This is a genomic window from Robertmurraya kyonggiensis, from assembly GCF_005116465.1.
Taxonomy (GTDB): domain Bacteria; phylum Bacillota; class Bacilli; order Bacillales; family Cytobacillaceae; genus Robertmurraya; species Robertmurraya kyonggiensis.
Window position 1 is genome coordinate 1 of record NZ_SWBM01000014.1, and the last position, 17,372, is coordinate 17,372.

19 protein-coding genes, 11 tRNA genes and 1 rRNA gene are annotated in these 17,372 nt (G+C 40.5%); 2 read left to right on the forward strand and 29 right to left on the reverse strand.

Translation table 11 applies throughout. The features are described from left to right. The 13 genes from FA727_RS23295 to FA727_RS23355 all read right to left on the reverse strand — a co-directional run. Positions 1-112 (reverse strand): 16S ribosomal RNA (locus FA727_RS23295); the annotation flags it as partial. Between the two features lie 168 nt (positions 113-280). Next, positions 281-354: transfer RNA gene (locus FA727_RS23300), tRNA-Gly, on the reverse strand. 15 nt (positions 355-369) lie between these two features. Further along, positions 370-446, reverse strand: a tRNA-Pro gene (locus FA727_RS23305). Between the two features lie 8 nt (positions 447-454). Beyond that, positions 455-531: transfer RNA gene (locus FA727_RS23310), tRNA-Arg, on the reverse strand. A 68-nt stretch (positions 532-599) separates the two neighbouring features. Further along, a tRNA-Leu gene (locus FA727_RS23315) sits at positions 600-685 on the reverse strand. A 60-nt stretch (positions 686-745) separates the two neighbouring features. Beyond that, positions 746-830, reverse strand: a tRNA-Leu gene (locus FA727_RS23320). Positions 831-849: 19 nt separating this feature from the next. After that, positions 850-925 (reverse strand) — tRNA-Lys (locus FA727_RS23325). 156 nt (positions 926-1,081) lie between these two features. Next, a tRNA-Gln gene (locus tag FA727_RS23330) sits at positions 1,082-1,156 on the reverse strand. A gap of 10 nt (positions 1,157-1,166) precedes the next feature. Next, positions 1,167-1,243, reverse strand: a tRNA-Asp gene (locus FA727_RS23335). Between the two features lie 120 nt (positions 1,244-1,363). Beyond that, a tRNA-Glu gene (locus tag FA727_RS23340) sits at positions 1,364-1,438 on the reverse strand. 14 nt (positions 1,439-1,452) lie between these two features. After that, positions 1,453-1,543 (reverse strand) — tRNA-Ser (locus tag FA727_RS23345). A gap of 4 nt (positions 1,544-1,547) precedes the next feature. Then, positions 1,548-1,622, reverse strand: a tRNA-Asn gene (locus FA727_RS23350). Positions 1,623-1,766: 144 nt separating this feature from the next. Further along, the gene (locus FA727_RS23355) at positions 1,767-2,228 is read right to left on the reverse strand and encodes a SprT family protein (RefSeq protein ID WP_136833853.1); all 462 of its coding nucleotides are present in this window, start codon (positions 2,226-2,228) and stop codon (positions 1,767-1,769) included. A 97-nt stretch (positions 2,229-2,325) separates the two neighbouring features. Between FA727_RS23355 and cmpA the strand changes: the two genes are divergently transcribed. After that, on the forward strand, positions 2,326-2,439 hold the full coding sequence (cmpA, locus tag FA727_RS23360) for a cortex morphogenetic protein CmpA (RefSeq protein WP_136833854.1): 114 nt from the start codon (positions 2,326-2,328) through the stop codon (positions 2,437-2,439). Between the two features lie 21 nt (positions 2,440-2,460). On the opposite strand, the gene FA727_RS23365 is transcribed toward cmpA, so the two are convergent. The 14 genes from FA727_RS23365 to acpS form a co-directional block, all read right to left on the reverse strand. Then, complete coding sequence (locus FA727_RS23365) at positions 2,461-4,617, reverse strand: Tex family protein (protein ID WP_194138564.1); 2,157 nt, start codon at positions 4,615-4,617, stop codon at positions 2,461-2,463. Positions 4,618-4,729: 112 nt separating this feature from the next. Next, a complete protein-coding gene (locus FA727_RS23370; RefSeq protein ID WP_136833856.1) occupies positions 4,730-5,320 on the reverse strand; it encodes a PP2C family serine/threonine-protein phosphatase in 591 nt (196 codons plus the stop codon). Continuing rightward, positions 5,317-6,108, reverse strand: coding sequence for an RNA polymerase sigma factor SigB (sigB, locus tag FA727_RS23375; RefSeq protein WP_136833857.1), 792 nt, complete (start codon positions 6,106-6,108; stop codon positions 5,317-5,319). Before sigB ends, FA727_RS23370 begins: the two co-directional genes overlap by 4 nt. Next, the gene (gene rsbW, locus FA727_RS23380) at positions 6,086-6,562 is read right to left on the reverse strand and encodes an anti-sigma B factor RsbW (RefSeq protein ID WP_136833858.1); all 477 of its coding nucleotides are present in this window, start codon (positions 6,560-6,562) and stop codon (positions 6,086-6,088) included. The genes sigB and rsbW overlap by 23 nt, the downstream gene beginning before the upstream one ends. After that, entirely contained in the window at positions 6,559-6,891 is a 333-nt protein-coding gene (locus FA727_RS23385) for an anti-sigma factor antagonist (RefSeq protein ID WP_136833859.1), read from the reverse strand. Before FA727_RS23385 ends, rsbW begins: the two co-directional genes overlap by 4 nt. A gap of 58 nt (positions 6,892-6,949) precedes the next feature. Beyond that, positions 6,950-7,960 carry a PP2C family protein-serine/threonine phosphatase gene (locus FA727_RS23390; RefSeq protein WP_136833860.1) on the reverse strand — a complete coding sequence of 337 codons (1,011 nt, stop codon included), beginning with the start codon at positions 7,958-7,960 and terminating at the stop codon, positions 6,950-6,952. A gap of 11 nt (positions 7,961-7,971) precedes the next feature. Then, positions 7,972-8,373 carry an anti-sigma regulatory factor gene (locus FA727_RS23395; protein WP_136833861.1) on the reverse strand — a complete coding sequence of 134 codons (402 nt, stop codon included), beginning with the start codon at positions 8,371-8,373 and terminating at the stop codon, positions 7,972-7,974. Positions 8,374-8,378: 5 nt separating this feature from the next. Beyond that, positions 8,379-8,735, reverse strand: coding sequence for an STAS domain-containing protein (locus FA727_RS23400; RefSeq protein WP_126410052.1), 357 nt, complete (start codon positions 8,733-8,735; stop codon positions 8,379-8,381). After that, complete coding sequence (gene rsbRA, locus FA727_RS23405) at positions 8,707-9,564, reverse strand: RsbT co-antagonist protein RsbRA (RefSeq protein ID WP_136833862.1); 858 nt, start codon at positions 9,562-9,564, stop codon at positions 8,707-8,709. The genes FA727_RS23400 and rsbRA overlap by 29 nt, the downstream gene beginning before the upstream one ends. Positions 9,565-10,206: 642 nt before the next feature. Continuing rightward, a complete protein-coding gene (locus FA727_RS23410; RefSeq protein WP_126410050.1) occupies positions 10,207-10,557 on the reverse strand; it encodes a type II toxin-antitoxin system PemK/MazF family toxin in 351 nt (116 codons plus the stop codon). Between the two features lie 4 nt (positions 10,558-10,561). After that, the gene (locus FA727_RS23415; protein WP_126410049.1) at positions 10,562-10,843 is read right to left on the reverse strand and encodes a CopG family ribbon-helix-helix protein; all 282 of its coding nucleotides are present in this window, start codon (positions 10,841-10,843) and stop codon (positions 10,562-10,564) included. Between the two features lie 320 nt (positions 10,844-11,163). Beyond that, complete coding sequence (gene alr / locus FA727_RS23420) at positions 11,164-12,324, reverse strand: alanine racemase (protein ID WP_136833863.1); 1,161 nt, start codon at positions 12,322-12,324, stop codon at positions 11,164-11,166. A gap of 137 nt (positions 12,325-12,461) precedes the next feature. Continuing rightward, on the reverse strand, positions 12,462-13,481 hold the full coding sequence (locus FA727_RS23425) for a LolA family protein (protein ID WP_136833864.1): 1,020 nt from the start codon (positions 13,479-13,481) through the stop codon (positions 12,462-12,464). A gap of 208 nt (positions 13,482-13,689) precedes the next feature. After that, entirely contained in the window at positions 13,690-14,043 is a 354-nt protein-coding gene (gene acpS / locus FA727_RS23430) for a holo-ACP synthase (RefSeq protein WP_136833865.1), read from the reverse strand. Between the two features lie 345 nt (positions 14,044-14,388). Here acpS and FA727_RS23435 point away from each other — a divergent pair, with 345 nt between their 5' ends. Then, positions 14,389-15,114 (forward strand): rhomboid family intramembrane serine protease, encoded by a 726-nt coding sequence (locus tag FA727_RS23435; protein WP_136833866.1) that lies wholly within the window; start codon positions 14,389-14,391, stop codon positions 15,112-15,114. Positions 15,115-15,127: 13 nt separating this feature from the next. Here FA727_RS23435 and FA727_RS23440 read toward each other — a convergent pair whose 3' ends face one another. After that, on the reverse strand, positions 15,128-16,567 hold the full coding sequence (locus FA727_RS23440) for a PH domain-containing protein (protein WP_136833867.1): 1,440 nt from the start codon (positions 16,565-16,567) through the stop codon (positions 15,128-15,130). Further along, on the reverse strand, positions 16,560-17,039 hold the full coding sequence (locus FA727_RS23445; protein WP_136833868.1) for a PH domain-containing protein: 480 nt from the start codon (positions 17,037-17,039) through the stop codon (positions 16,560-16,562). Before FA727_RS23445 ends, FA727_RS23440 begins: the two co-directional genes overlap by 8 nt. Positions 17,040-17,372 lie beyond the last annotated feature (333 nt).

Sequence of the window (17,372 nt, forward strand, 5' to 3'; positions counted from 1 at the left end):
GTCCGCCGCTCAAGCATATTGAAAGCAAGCTTTCAATATGCAAGCGCTCGACTTGCATGTATTAGGCACGCCGCCAGCGTTCGTCCTGAGCCAGGATCAAACTCTCCAATAAAGAGTAAGATTAGCTCTTAAATAAAAACAAAATAAAACTAACGTTGACGTATGATTTGTTTAGTTTTCAAAGTACAATAGTGATTTTTCGCTTTAGCGAAAATATCATTCATTTATCTTCACGAAAGTGAAGATAACTTCCCTTAATTTCCCCTGGAGGAAAATTCTTTGGAGCGGGTGATGGGAATCGAACCCACGACAACAGCTTGGAAGGCTGTGGTTTTACCATTAAACTACACCCGCATATTATGATTCGAATGGTCGGGAAGACAGGATTCGAACCTGCGACCCCTTGGTCCCAAACCAAGTGCTCTACCAAGCTGAGCTACTTCCCGAAATAATATGGCGCGCCCGAGAGGAGTCGAACCCCTAACCTTTTGATCCGTAGTCAAACGCTCTATCCAATTGAGCTACGGGCGCATTCTGTTTTAAAAGAGACAACTTAATTAGTATATCAAAATAGTATTTATTATGTCAAGAACTTTTTTTGGTGCGGCCGAGAGGACTTGAACCTCCACGGGGTTGCCCCCACTAGGCCCTCAACCTAGCGCGTCTGCCATTCCGCCACGACCGCATAAAGATGCGACGATTACTATTATATCAATAATTACCTAAACTTTCAACTGGTAACTATTGGTGCGGGTGAAGGGAGTCGAACCCCCACGCCTTGCGGCGCTAGATCCTAAGTCTAGTGCGTCTGCCAATTCCGCCACACCCGCATGTAATACTTTTTAAAAATGGTGAGCCATGAAGGACTCGAACCTTCGACCCTCTGATTAAAAGTCAGATGCTCTACCGACTGAGCTAATGGCTCTCAAAGTAGCTGCTAATAAATTTCATCTAAAGGTAGGCATCTATTGATGTCCCCATCTCAGGATGTACAATCAAACAGCAGTGTGATGGGTACAACTTAAAACTAATTCACAAAAGAATTGCTTGAAGTTCTACCGATTGAGCTAACAATCAAAAATGGCTGGGCTAGCAGGATTCGAACCTACGAATGACGGAGTCAAAGTCCGTTGCCTTACCACTTGGCTATAGCCCAATAAAATTAATGGCGGTCCGGACGGGACTCGAACCCGCGACCTCCTGCGTGACAGGCAGGCATTCTAACCAACTGAACTACCGGACCAAAGTTTTTTCGACGTTAGGAGAAAATAACTTTCCTCTATTTTTTCAAACTAGCGAAAACATTTCCCCTTTATGGAGAAAAAAACTTTCCTCTATATTATATAGAAGGAAATTAATTAAATGGTGACCCCTACGGGATTCGAACCCGTGTTACCGCCGTGAAAGGGCGGTGTCTTAACCGCTTGACCAAGGGGCCATATTAAAATTGTATGGCGGAGAAGGAGGGATTTGAACCCTCGCGCCGCTCGCGCGACCTACACCCTTAGCAGGGGCGCCTCTTCAGCCTCTTGAGTACTTCCCCAAAATGGCTCCGCGGGTAGGACTCGAACCTACGACCGATCGGTTAACAGCCGATTGCTCTACCACTGAGCTACCGCGGAATAATGCTGATTAAAGGTTGTTCCTGTCTTATCGACTCTTCATATTATAATGAGATGTGTACTGCAAGTCAAGAACAAAAATTCACGATTTTTTATGGCTGTTTTTTGCCGAGGTATTTAAATTAACATCCTCTTAATTAAATGTCAACCATCTATTTTAATGAGTTTACCTCGACATTTTCCGCAAACATAACGAGATACATTAATCGTTCTTTTTCTCTGAAACAGCTGGGCACATTTTGAACACTTATAAATAAGAGTTTTGCTACTTCTTTTCCTAACAGGTCTATCAGGAAGAGAACTACAAAATCGTGGAGCATCCACCTTTTTCAACAAATCCCTAAAATCCGCGTCACGATGCTGATATCCTTTTCCCTCTAGGTGTAGATGATAGTGGCAAAGTTCATGCTTGATAATGCCAATGAGTTCTTCTTCACCTAATTGTTCTAAGTACTGACGATTGATTTCGATATTATGAGACTTCAATAAATAGCGGCCACCAGTTGTACGGAGACGATTATTAAACAAAGCCTGATGCCTAAATGGCTTTTGAAAGAACCTCATGGACAAATCTTCTACTAGCTCTTGTAATTGAAAATTCTCCATATTCCCCCGTCCCTTCTATCTGAAAGTAGTCAACATGACAACCTATTATAGCATACATTGTATATACCCCTTGAATTCTAGAACGGGAGGTCTAAGTATGCCTACTTGGTTCCAAAATCAGATGCAAAGAGCCTTTCTTGAGAAAAACCGCTACCAGATCAAACTCCTGAATCAATGCTGGTTCTTTTACAGAAAAAAACACTGCTCCTAAAAGCAGTGTTTCCTACTGTTGTTATTCACCAGGAGAAAGCATCGTTAAAGCGACTCTACCCTTCTTCTCATCAACGGAGTCAACCCAAACCGTTACAACATCTCCAACAGAAACAACATCTAACGGATGTTTAACAAATCCTTTTTTGAGCTTCGAGATATGAACAAGCCCATCTTGTTTTACCCCTATGTCGACGAATGCACCAAAGTCGACAACATTTCTTACCGTACCTTGAAGCTCCATACCCGCCTTCAAATCTTCAAGCTTTAATACATCTTTTTTCAGCAATGGTCTAGGTAAGTCATCACGCAGATCTCTCTCAGGACTCACGAGCGCATCGATAATATCTTGAAGTGTTAGCTCCCCGATTTCCAGTTCAACAGCTACTTCCTTAACATTCACTTTTGAAAGAGCATTCTTTAATGCATCTGTACCAAGATCAGCCGTAGTAAATCCAAGATTACTTAGTAGCTTTTTCACCTCAGCATAGCTTTCGGGGTGAATCCCTGTTCGATCAAGCGGTTCTGAACCATCTACAACTCGTAAGAAGCCAATCGCTTGTTCAAAAGTTTTCGCTCCAAGGCGCGGAATTTTTTTCAGTTGATCACGCTTTACAAACTTTCCTTCTTCTTCCCGTTTTTTCACGATATTCATAGCTACCGCTTTCGATAGACCTGATACATACTGAAGGAGTGAAGGAGAAGCTGTGTTTACATTTACCCCTACTTGGTTAACGGCTGTTTCTACAACGAAAGTTAAAGATTCACTCAATCTTTTTTGAGAGACATCGTGTTGGTATTGGCCGACACCTACAGATTTCGGATCAATTTTCACTAGTTCCGCAAGTGGGTCTTGTAATCTACGCGCGATTGAAACCGCACTTCTTTCTTCTACTTGGAAGTCAGGGAATTCTTCACGCGCAATATCAGAAGCTGAATACACACTTGCACCCGCTTCGTTTACAATCAGATAGAAAATTTGGTCAGACTGTTCTTTTAAAATATCTGCAATAAATTGCTCCGTTTCCCTTGACGCTGTACCATTTCCAATCGCAACAACTTCAACTTTGTATTTCTTTAAAATCGCAACTACCTTGTCTTTCGCTTCCTGAGGCTTTGCCTTTGGTGGATGCGGGTAGACAACACCGATTTCTAGCACTTTCCCTGTTTCATCTACAACCGCAAGCTTACAGCCCGTTCGATAAGCAGGGTCCACACCAAGAACGACTTTTCCTTTTAAAGGCGGTTGAAGCAACAGATTTCGGAGGTTTTCCGAAAAAATATGTATCGCTTGTTCTTCTGCCTTCTCAGTTAATTCGCCACGAATTTCTCTTTCAATAGAAGGTTGTATCAGTCTTTTATAGCCATCTTCAAACGCTTCACGTAACGCATCAGCCGTAATCGATGCAGGATTCTTAATCCATTTTTTCGATAAATAGTTAAAAATGACTTCCACATTTGATTTAATCGAAGTCCGTAAAATGTCTTCTTTTTCCCCACGGTTCAATGCCAAGATTCGATGGGGCACAATTTTTTGAACCGGCTCTGAATATTCATAGTACATTTCGTATACATTTTTCTCATCTTTTTCTGCATCCTTAACGGACGATTCGATGATTCCAGTCTTAAATGTTTCTCTGCGGATCCATTTGCGTCCCTCCGCATCATCAGATACGAGTTCAGCAACGATATCCTTGGCACCCGAAATCGCATCTTCAACAGTTGTAACTTCCTTCTCTTCTGATAAAAATTCTCCTGCTTTCTCCTCAAGAGAACCTGTACTCGGAAAAGTCATCATCCAATTCGCTAGTGGTTCTAGCCCTTTTTCCTTCGCAACTGTCGCTTTCGTTCTTCTCTTTTGCTTATAGGGACGGTATAAATCCTCTACTTCTTGTAGCTTTAAAGAGGCTATGATTTGCTGTTGTAGCTCAGGCGTTAATTTTCCTTGTTCGTCAATTAAGCGAATAACCTCTTCTTTTCTTTGCTCTAAGTTTTGGATGTAGTTCCATCTTTCCATGATGTCACGAATTTGCACTTCATCAAGAGCTCCGGTTTGCTCCTTACGATAACGAGCAATGAACGGAACTGTATTTCCATCATTCAATAATTCGATAACGTTTCTAACGGATTTTAATGGTATGGATTGTTCAGCAGCAATTACTTTCAAAATATCTTCCACGTAAAGGTCCTCCAACTATTTTCTATGTACCTAATTGCTATTTTAGCAAAAATCTCTATTCGAATGCACCTGACCAAATAACAAGGCACCTGCTGACACAGCAGGCACCCCCTTAAAACAAGCTTCCAATTATAAAAGTTGCATCTTCAGACGATGGTTTTCTTCTAATCTCTTCCGCAATTGTTTGCAAAGGCTTCTCTGCATTCAACACGGTTTTTAATCCTTGAAAATGAAATCCATCAGAATAAAGGAGAAATTTTGAATCCTGTTCATAAGAATACACCTGGGTACGAAAGGTCTGGGGCTTCCCAGACAAATACCCTGTAACAGGTAGCGGGTATGTCAGTTTTCCAGAAGATGAGTAGAGGAAAAAGCGAATGTTTCCTACACAGCTATAAGCAAACTCTTTCTTGTTAAAATACACCTTAAACACCGCTACTGCTGCACCTCTTTTTTCAAAAAGCGCCCTATTACAGCGATGCATAATTGCATCCACATCTTCTTGGTGATATTGTTCGACAATACTGATCACGGCAGCGGCAGAATCAAAGGCATTAATTCCGCTACCAAGACCATCTGCAAGAACACAAATAAAGTACTGATCCGTGCATGTGTAAAAATAACCATCACCACAGTATTCATTTCCAGCTTTGGTCCTTTGATGGGCAAATACTTCTACGGTCTCTTCTACAAAATGCTTCATGAGCGACACTCCGAATTATCATCTGCTAAGATCGCGTCTTTTAACTTTTTGATTGCTCTACGTTGTAGTCGTGATACGTGCATTTGTGATATCCCCAATTTTTCGCCAGTCTCCTTTTGGCTTAAATTATCTAAATACGTACATTGAATGATTTCTCGTTCCCGTTCCGTCAAAACATGAAGAACCTTTTCAAGCACCAATTTTTGATTCACTTTTTCATAGCCTGAATCAACATTTCCAACGATATCTAAAATCGTTACAGTTCCACCTTCAGCATCCGCCTCAAATGAATGATCCACTGACAATGCCTGATAGCTTTTTCCCATCTCCATCGCTTCTAACACATCTTCTTCTGAAATATCGAGTTCATCGGCGATTTCTTTTATCTTCGGAGAACGATGAAGGGTGGATGTTAACTCTTCGACCGTTTTTTTGATTTTTGGCCCGAGCTCTTTAATCCTTCTTGGTACATGAACACTCCAGGTTTTATCTCGTAAAAATCGTTTGATCTCTCCTACAATCGTCGGTACAGCAAAAGCCTCGAAACTTTTTCCAAACTTCGGGTCAAATCGCCTGATCGCTCCAAGTAAACCAATGATGCCTACTTGAACAATATCTTCGTGAAAAGACTTTCCTTTTGAATATTTTCTCGAGATATGTTCAATTAGCGGTTTATAGTAAAGGACGAGCTTGGCTTGCGCCTCTTCATCCTGACGTTTTTGGAAGGATTGAATAAACTGCTCGATTTCTTCCTTCGAGAGATGATTAGGTTGAGATTGTTTTGGCATCACTCTCCACCTTCTCTCCCTCCAGGTATTTCGTCATAAAGACGGTCACGCCTTCAGTATGATGAATTTTCACCTCATCCATTAGTGCTTCGATTAAATAGAGACCCAAGCCTCCCTCTCGCATAAATTCAACAGGATCCTGCTCGCGATCGTACGGTCGAATTTTTTCTCGAAGTTCTTGAAAATCAAAACTCATGCCTTTATCAGCCACCATGACCTCAAGTCGGTCCTTATATAAGCCGTAACCGATCACAACTTCGCCCTTCTCTTTTGTTTTGTAGGCATGTTGGACCGCATTCGTGCAAGCTTCACTAATGGCAATTTTCAAATCCTCAATATCATCAAACGAAAATCCCATTCTTTCTGCAATTCCCGAGGAGGTTAGGCGAATCACACCAATATAATCTGGTTTAGCAGGGATCTTCATTTCAATGTAATCATACGGTTGATTCATTCTACTTCACCTTCAATCGGACTATTAATATCCATGATGTCTGCTAAACCGGTAATTTCAAACAGTCTCTTTAGGCGATTAGATAACCCAACCAACCTAAGTTCACCGCTTTTTGCACGGATATTTTTGAAGATACCTACAAACACGCCTAATCCTGTGCTATCCATATAGTCAACGTCTGTTAGGTCGACAACCATTTGAACTTCGTCTTTTTTCGAAAGTGGAAAAAGAATCTCTCGAAGCTCAGGGGCTGTATAGGCATCAATTTCCCCGTGTACATATACTTCTATCGCTCTATCATTCTCAAATAATTCGATTTTGATGTTCATAACTGACCTATCTCTCCCCGATATCAGTCTTATACTCCATTACCCTTTACACGCTTCATTAAACGCTTCTTTTCAAAATAATCAGGGTAAAATCATCTCTCAATTGGAAATTTTGCAGTTGCTCCAAATCCTTATATATTCGATTCACAATTTCTTGTGCTGAAAGATGAAGATATTTATCTATATAAGTAAGAAGGGTGTCTTTTTCGACAAACCCTTCACTCGTTCTACACTCCGTTACACCATCGGATAAAAGAATAATCATATCACCCGGTTCAATCTTTTTTTCATATTGGGTATATTTCGTTTTCTTATCAATCCCAAGCATCAACCCTCTAGCTGTTATCTCGGTAAATCCCTTCTTCTTGCCATCATAAAAAAATCCAGGTTCATGTCCAGCAGAAGCATAAGAAAACAGGTGATGCTCATGATTATAGATTCCATAGAACATTGTCACAAACATACTCGGATCCACATTTTGTTCGACGACATGGTTTAAGTTTTCTAATAAAACACTTGGCTCATTTCGATATCCCGGTAGACTATCCATGGCATACTTAATCATCGACATGCATAACGCCGCCGGGATACCTTTGCCAATTACATCAGCGATCGCGATGCTAATACATTGATTTTCATCCTGAACAAAATTGTAATAGTCTCCATTCATAAGCCGTGCTGGGACGCTAATTGCCCCTATATCAAGGCCATCGACAACAGGTATTTTCGTATCAAGGAGGGTATGTTGAACATTTGCCGCAATTTCTATTTCAGATCGGAGTTCTTTTTGCTGATGACGAAGGCTTTGATGCTCGCGATAAGCAAACCCATAACCAAGCATAATCTCTAGCAATAAATCGAATGAGTGCGTAACATATGTAGGCATTTCAGGGTACATCTCTTGTAAAATCATTTTATGTAAACTTATTATTTCTTCAGGCGTTACTTGATTCTCGATCGATTTTCTGCTGAACTTTTGCGCTAAGTAAAGGGTTGATTCCTTCTGTTCCTCTATATACTTGGCTAAAATGTCTCGATATTTTGCTTCCATCGCTTCACGAAAAGGCATATTTTTCCCTCCTAACGGATCCACTTAACGGCTGTAATTTCGGTTCCTTTACCTTGTGAAGAGACAATTTGAAACTCATCCATTAGCCTTTTAACTCCAGGTAGACCAGCACCTAGACCACCAGATGTCGAATACCCATCCTCCATCGCTAAGCGAATGTCATTGATCCCTGGTCCACTGTCTACTGCTATGATACGCAATCCCGCATGTCCTTTATCATTCATTTTTTCAATACACACCCGTCCCTTATGTGCATAGATAAAAATATTTCTCGCTAGCTCGCTAATTGCTGTTGTAATTCGAGCCTGGTCGACGACTCCAAATCCAAGCTCTTTAGCAACATTTCTACCTAGTTGTCTTGCTGCAACGATGTCCCATTCAGTCTGGATATTCACGCAGGATTGGATGTCCATTTCTGTTATTCCCCCAATTCCTGTTTTAATTTCTCCAGGCCTTTTTCGAGGTCCAAGGATGTCAACACATCGTTCAAACTAATTCCTAACTCAATTAATGTGATAGCGACTGCAGGCTGAATCCCCGTAATAACCACCTTTGCTCCCATTAGCTTTGACATATTAATGACATCGCCTAAGACCTTTGCAATAAAAGAATCAATAAAATCAATGGAGGTGAGATCGATGACAACCCCATTGGCATTGGTTTCATGGATTTTATGCAGTAAATCCTCTTGGAATTGAAGCGCAGTTTGATCATCTAGTTCCCATTGAATCGAGACAAGCAAACAGTTATATAGTTTTAATATTGGAATCCTCACTGATTTCACCCACTTGTATCATTTTCTTGTTCATGATTTCTAATGCTGCTTCCATGCCTTTTTTCAAAGTGTTCTTCGTTGTGACTTGATTCAGGTTAATCCCTAGGCTAACAATCGTTTGTGCAATCTCTGGACGAATGCCAACAAGCATACATTGAGACCCGACTAATCTTACGGCATCGGCCGCCTGAATAATATGATGGGCAACCATTGTATCGACAACAGGCACTCCAGTAATATCGATCAAGACGACTTCAGATCGATGTTTGACTACCCCGTTGAGGAGATTCTCCATAATTTGCTTAGCTCTCTCCGTATCGATCGCTCCGATTAGAGGCATAACAGAAATCCCATCAAACACTGGAATTAAAGGTGCAGAAAGTTCTTGTAGTGCTATTTTTTGAAGAGATACAGTCCGTTCCCAAGTGGTGGAATAGACGTTGACGATTTCGTTCGTCATCGGATTAGTCCTTTTGTATATTCCATAAAAAAGTTTCATTTCATCTTCTTCGGTTACTAGTTTTTCTTCCTTGATTCCATCAAAAACTATGTTAGAAAAGACCTGTATTCCTTCAGTTACAAAGCTAATGGGCCAGCCAAGTTTGACGACTTTTTCAGCAAAGTCGCGAAGTCGTTCACTATATTCTTCGTTTTCATCATTCAAATTAGAGGTAACCATTTCCACAAATTCTCTACTTGTTCCAACAAATACTTGGTTTGAGACAACTCGAAGGACACGCTCGTCTGCTTTTTCCTTCATTTTTTCAACCCAGAGGTTGAGGATGTGTTCCTTGTGATTGTCGATATAGTTAATGATCAGACTATTCATTTCGCTCGCTCCTATCACAGTTCTATTTTCGAACGGTTTCTTCCTCTTTTTTACTGTAACTAATATATAAATGTATTAAAAGAAAATTTTCTAGCTCAAAGATTTTTTATTTACCCTTTTCGGGATTATTTTAAACCTAAAATATGGAATTAAGCGATAATTTTTTTCTTCCTTAGTTCGCCTGGCGCGAGTTGTTTTGCGTTCAAATCCACTTAGGTGATATTACTAAAATATGCTTGCACACATGAGGATAGAAATCTTAAATTTGGTTTTGTATGAGTCATGAAAAAAACTCGATTTGTATTTGACTGACAGTTTTGGCACCTTTTCACCTGATTCTGTCATGCAAACTATATTTGATTGACAACTTTTGCTCCCTCTCACCTAACTCTGTCACTCAACCCCCATTTGATTGACAAATATCCTACCTCGACAGCCAATTCTGTCATTTAAACCATATTTGATTGACAAATATCGCCTCCAGATGGCTATTTCTGTCGTTCAACCCCTAAATGCCTGACAACTTGCGACATAATAGTTCTCATTCTGTCAGTCAAACGGCGCACCCGGAGCGATTTCCCCCAAAAAGAAAGGCTGTTCCCAAAAGGTTGCAGTACAACCTTTTGGGAACAGCCCTGTATATTAAAATTCTATGAGACCTAAGCTTATTTGTAATGCTTCGTCCACTTTTTCCATCATTTCTTCATCCAGATGGGTGATTTTATCGGTTAAGCGCTGTTTATCGATAGTTCGAATTTGTTCCAGCAGTATGACCGAGTCTCTTTCGAAACCATATCGCTTCGCATCAATCTCAACATGAGTAGGCAGCTTTGCTTTTTGAATCTGAGCGGTAATTGCTGCAATAATGACTGTGGGACTAAACCGGTTCCCAATGTCGTTCTGAATGACAAGGACTGGACGGACACCGCCTTGCTCCGAGCCAACAACTGGGGAAAGGTCTGCAAAATAAACGTCTCCACGTTTAATATTCAAAGGATTATCCCCCGCTTACTAAACGTTCAACTGTGTGTTCTGCCTCATATTCTGCTTGAAAGCTTTCCGAAGCAATCGATAAATTAAGTTTCGCCATCTCCATGTAACCACGTCTCATGGATTCACGAATTTGTCTCTTTTTCCGTTCGCGCAAGTACATTTTTGTTGCCTGATAAATGAACTCGTTTCGGTTAACATTTTCTTGTTTAACGTAACCATCTAATTCAGTTACAAGATGTTGCGGTAATTTTACCAAGATTTCTGTTGTTGCGCTGGACTCAGACACAAACATACACCTCCACCATCACTACACACCATTTTTTGTACCGTACTAACTGTCCGTGAGACTTCCGGTTTTTTCTCTAGCTAATGAGAAAGCTGTATTTAGTTTATCTAATCTATACCAACTTTTATAATACCACCAAATCGCCTAGATGCAAAGGCTAATCGCTAATTCTACTGTATTATCAGCCAAAAAAATACCCTTTTATGCATCCTAATCCTCAAATATTTCGATTATGACTAAATTTATTGAAAAATAAGATGAATTCTTGAACTCGCATCAGTAGTGGATTTGCCCTCTCAAAGAGCTCAGGAGCCTAGTTCTTAGGCTTGGAGAACGCCATTTTTCACATCAATCGTTTTACCAGATTTTACATAGATGCGAGGGACCCTGCTTGAAATCGTACATGGGATTTCATAATTGATTGTATCTAGACGCTCAGCGAGTTCGTCAATCGATACATGCTCCTTTTTATCCCTTCCGATTAAAGTGACAACTGTGCCAATTGGTAGCTCCTTTGGTAGCTTTATCATACATTGATCCATGCATATTCTGCCCACAATCGGAACTCGCATACCATCAATTAACACTTCTTGTCCTTGAAGCCTGCGAATCCATCCATCCGCATAGCCAATTGGAAGGGTTCCAATCCACTCTTCCTCTTTCGCTTCATAGGTTCCTCCATAGCTAACTTTATCACCAGGTGAAAGTTCTTTCACATGGACAAGTGTTGTTCGCAATGAAAAAGCTTCTTTTAACGGAAAAGGAAGCTCTCCTTTTATTTCTTCCGAAGGAGCAAGGCCGTACATCGCAATTCCATAGCGAATGCCATTGAAGTAATTCGTCGTCCTTAACGCGGCAGCACTATTGCTCGCGTGAATTATTTTTGGCTTCGTTTGCAAGACCTCCACCATCTCTTTAAAAAGAGCCAATTGGTCTTCAAAATAGCTTAAATCTAAACTGTCTGCCGTCGCAAAATGGGTAAAAACACCCTCCAATTGAATGCGATGGTCTTCGTTAATAAGCGCTTCAATTTTTTGCAAAGTTGCTTTATCACGAATTCCGATTCTCCCCATCCCTGTGTCCAATTTCAAATGTACTGAGATTGTGACATCTTTCTCCATTAGCGCACCAATTTCACGAATCCATTCCTCTTGAAAAACAGTTAACGTGATATTGTTTTTAGCTGCCACATTGACATGGTCGGCTCGTGTCGCACCAAGGACAAGGATCGGCGCATCAATGCCTTTTTGTCGTAGAGCAAGAGCCTCATCTAAAAAGGCAACGGCCAAAGAAGAAGCACCTGCATCTAATGCGGTTCTTGCCACTTGCACATCGCCATGTCCATATCCATTCGCTTTTACAACTGCCATCATCTCAACATCTATAGGTAAACGAGATTTCATATGCTGAACATTTTCTTTTATACAATCCAAATCAACTTCCACCCATGTATCACGGTAAAACTGTTCTTGACTAACCATCTATTTACACTTCCCTTAATTTTTCCAAACACACTATAATAAAATTATCGAACTCCTATAAGAGAATGTCAAATTAGAAAAGTCCTATTCCTTCAGAAAAAGAGACCCTTCGTAAAAGAAGAGCCTCTTTGTATATGTTACTTTACCATATCGCCTTGTACCTCAACAGAACGGGCAAGTGTTAGCATTTCTTCTTCTGTTAAGTCGTTCGACGCAATTGTGTAATCCACTCCTTGGAATGTCCAAGATAGAGAGTTGGCAGTAAGGGCACCAATTGTAAAGCCTAAGTCAACCGGTTCACCGCTAACTGTTGTTGCCTCCATAGAGGTTGGTACAACTGTGGCTTTTTCCTGGATAATTGTAAAAGATTTTTCCCCATCGTATGTTAATACGACCCGCTTTCCATCCTCAGTTTCCATTGCCTTTTCACCAATAAGTTCTACATTGGAAATTTCAGCTGTTGGATATTTAACCGTGAATTCCTTATCCTCTACATCAGCCATAACTGGGACTTCCATTTGGGCACCAGTCATATTTTTTGCCATATCGAAATCCTGTTTTTCAAAAGTCGCATCAAAGTTCGCATTTGAGAATTCGACCGTGACGAGCGCTTTCCGATCTGGATCCATGACTTTTACACTAACAGGAGTTAAATCCTTTTTATTTAAAGTAATTTCCTGTAATGGAAGCATCTTGTTGTTTTGGTAGCGAGTTTTCGTTTCAAACACATAATGATCTTTTGTAGATGTGAATTTTGCTTCTTTGTCTTGTAAAATATCTTCAATCAGCGATTCATATAAGTAAGCTTGGCTGCTGTTCTCTGGCCATTCGCTTTGGAAGCGGAAGCTCTTATTCAAAGCAGGTGTCAGAACAAAGACTCCGTCATCATTTCGAAGAATCATCTGACTCTGGTCTTTTTGAGCATTTTTCAAATCTACGCGATAGTAGGAAGGTTCCTTATGCCAAATTTCCACATCATAGGTCTGTGGCTCTGTCCCCATTTGTAGCGTCATTTTAGCATTAACCTTGTAGGCTTTTAATTCACCTAGCTTACCGTCCAGTTCCTTTACGACATCTTCCTGTGATTTCGAACCACAAGCGGACAATACAAAAATTACCATTAGTCCGAAGAGAAGCAGAACATACCATTTCTTCATCCTTTCAACCCCTTTTGTCTCATTTATTCGTATTTAGCCTCATTGTTACTTAGTTTCCGTGCCAAGCCCGATGAGGCACTTCCACCTTTTCAATGTAAAGAGAGTAAGTAGCTGGTGGAAATGTGCACCAACTAGTCTTGTCTCCCCTATCGCACTATGAATATATGAGACAACCTTCGGGAATATGACGAGCCCTCGATTATGCTTTTTAATTTTTTTCGATAATCACTTGCGCAACAGCATATTCTGCACTATGAGAAATCGATAGATGAACCCCTTTGTTAAAAGGTTTCGTGATGAATGGTTTGCCCTTTTCATCGGACGCAATTTCAATGTCCAAAAAAGATAACTCCTTGCCGATGCCAGTCCCAAACGCTTTTGAAAAAGCCTCTTTCGCCGCAAATCGCCCAGCCAAAAACTCAACCTTCCGCTTCCCGGATAAAGTTTCAATTTTCACCTTTTCACTTTCTGTTAAAACCCGGTTAGCAAATTTCTCTTGTCGTTCCATAATCGCTTCAATTCTTTTTAATTCCACAATATCGAGCCCAATTCCAGAAATCATTGTTTATCTTCCTTCTCATTTTTCTAATTGGCCAAACATATTATGAGATGACCAACCATTGTCTTTTGTTTATTATAAAGTTAGATACCGTCCATTTTTCCCAGTACGTTATCTTATTCTCCATAGGTTGTTTTTTCGTAAATGTCTTAATTTTTTTCTTCAAAAAAAATCTAAAGCCGACATTTACACTTCCTACACGGTTTAGTGGTACTAAGAAATATTGCACGGCAATTTTTCGCTACCCACTTTATTGGTTTTTAAGAGGAAATAGAAGTTGATTTAATCAATTATTATCCATAAGAAACTATGTTTGCGAAAAATGCCTAGCCTAAGGGAGGTTATACTGTGTTTGTACGGACAGAGAGTTTCAAAGAATTTATCCGCTACTATCCGATTGTATCTTTTATTGTCTTTCTTCATATCTTAATATACCTACTTACTGTATTACCAGCTATCTTCCCGTCTAAATGGATTTTTGAAACGTTCATGGGCGTGAATCTGTACATTGTCCAAGGTGAATATTGGCGCCTCGTCACTCCTATTTTTCTTCATAGTGGCTTTCCACATATGTTATTTAATAGCTTCTCGCTCGTTCTATTTGGACCTGCTCTTGAAAGAATTCTTGGCAAACCGCGTTTTATCACATTGTATTTAGGTGCGGGAATTCTCGCCAACGTGGCTACCCTTATTTTGAAGCCCTTAACCTTTACCCACGTCGGTTCAAGCGGAGCGATCTTCGGACTATTTGGCGTCTATTTAGCAATGGTCCTTTTAAGAAAAGATTTAATCACAAGGGAAAATTCCCAAGTTATTTTAACAATCGCAGTCGTTGGCGTAATCATGACCTTTGTACAGTCAAATATTAATATAACAGCCCATATTTTCGGTCTAATCTCTGGCTTCCTTCTTGGTGCATTCCAGATTGGTCGAGGCAGTGAGCCAGCTGATTCCCTTAAAAATGTATCCTACCGTACACGAAGTACATCAGGTAGACCAAGCTTTACACCGAAAACCCTGATTTGGATTATTATCGCCGTACTCGCAGTCTTAGGTTTACTTGGTCGATTTTAAAAAAAGCGCCGAATTAGCTCGGCGCTTTTTCACTTTCTCTCGAAAACCACTTATACATTAACGCAACATCTTTTTCCTCTAAGTCAACTACTCTTCCACCAGCTCCACCCGCACCTGACATAAGGGTTGCTTCGACAGACGCTAAATTTTCTTTACGTTGAAAAAAACTTTCCTTCAATGACAAAACTTGAACTTTGTTCTTTTGCATAAACACCGTATGTTTAACCAAGGCTCTATACGAAAGGGTCAATTGGTTTCCTTGTTGGCTCCACCCAGCATCTTTATATTCTAAGTATGACCAGAATGCTGATAGTGGGAGTAACAATAGGGAGAGAGCACCCCATAGTTTAAAAAAGAAAATAAGGATGATGGCGATTGGAATAACAACTAACCACCCTCTAAAAATATATCTTTTTAGTGCCCGTTTAGGAGCAGGAGTTGTTTGAATATCTAAATCGTAACCATCGATATGATCTTCGATAAGCTGAGAAATTCGAGATTTTTTTATAAGCGGTAAAATGTTAACAGCCGCGCTTTCTGCATTGACCGCAGAGCCTCCAGCACTTTCGATATACACGCTCGCGTAGCCAAATGGCTGACGAAGAAAATTCTCACTAATGCGAATCCCTTGGATGCGCCCAAGCGGCACGGTAATCTGTCTTTTTTCTAAAAGTCCTCGCGTAACAATGAGATCATTTTCTACCCTCTTCAAGGTAAAATCAGCATACTTGATCATCATCCAAATCACCGCAAGGATCCAAGCGAATAGAAAACCAACAAAGACGATCGCACTGACAACAAGGACCCCGTTTGCCACAAATTCCTCTAACTCATGAAAAACTGCCTTGTACGGAATCAATTCGTCAAACTGTGTAACAAACGCAATGACCGCTGAAATGACAACGCCTATTCCACCAGAAGTGGAAGCAAGAATCAACAATTCCTTTGATGAAATTTTATATAGGATTTGTTCCTTCAGCTCTTGGACACTCTCAATATCATCGACACCTTGCGTTTTTACTTTTTGTAATACCTCTTGAATGATGGCAGCATCTGCTTTTGAAATGGCCGTTAAAGTCGCTTCAGCTCCAGGTCCGCTAGAACCAGCTGTTTCTACCTTTACTTTTACCAATCCGAACGGTCTGTGAAAAATCCCTTCTGAGAGGTCTAAGCTTTGTATTCGCTCAAACGGAATATATCGCTTCTTTCTTACAAATAAACCATATTCAATTCTTAACTCGCCTTCTTCAATCCGATACGTATAACGGAGCCAAGAGAGTACCCCTCCGACAAGGATGAGGACTAACACAAGAATTCCACCAAGAATCGAATAGATACCTCCTCCTGCACTTCCAAAAACAACAAATGCAAAGAAAGGAATGATCAGTTCTTTCAGGGTTTTGATTACGTTAAGTACGGCTGTAATCGGATGAAGTCGTTTCGGTTCAGACATCCTCATCAGCCACCCTTGCAAGTTTTGATATGAAAACCCTCATTTCTTCCGCTTCCTCTACCTCGAGCGCAGGGATTTCATGAGTAGTCGCAGCCGTCGAAACAGTGACAGTGGCCAAATCGTATTTGCGAAAAATCGGACCTTGGCGTGTATCCACGTGTTGAACACGAATCATCGGCACCAATGTTCTTTTTACAATAAAAATTCCCTGCTGCAGCTCAAGCTCCTGCTCACGAACCTCATATCGCCAACGTTTCCATTTGATGCGCGGAAACAGGTAAATAAAGAAGTAGCTTTCAAGAAACAGAAGGAGCACAGCAATTACACTGATCCATATAGGCCAATCAAATATGATCGTTAGGGAGATTATTCCCCCACAAAGTAGTAGCGTAAATATGCTATAAATCGTAGCCGTAATTCTCCAAACGGTTAACGCGCGCTCCGATATTCTTTTTTGCGGTTGTAGTAACATTCGGTTTTCCTCCAAAAAATGTAATCACACAGTACTTCTACGGTATCACATCCCAGATGGTTTCAAAACTGTTTTTTTGGAGATTGCGGGGGGTGGTAGGCTTAGGGGCATGAAGACACTATATTCAGGTACCACTTCAACAGTGTCCGTATGAACGCTCCATGAAGACAACTATTGCGAGAATCCTGTGGATAGTGTCCGTATGAACGCTCCGAGACCACTGAAAAACATTTCCATAAAAATGGAAACCACAAAGATTTAATCAAAAAGAAAAAAACCTCCATTTTGGTATAATAGAACTGTCGAAGAACTAATAACCAAATGGGGGTTTTT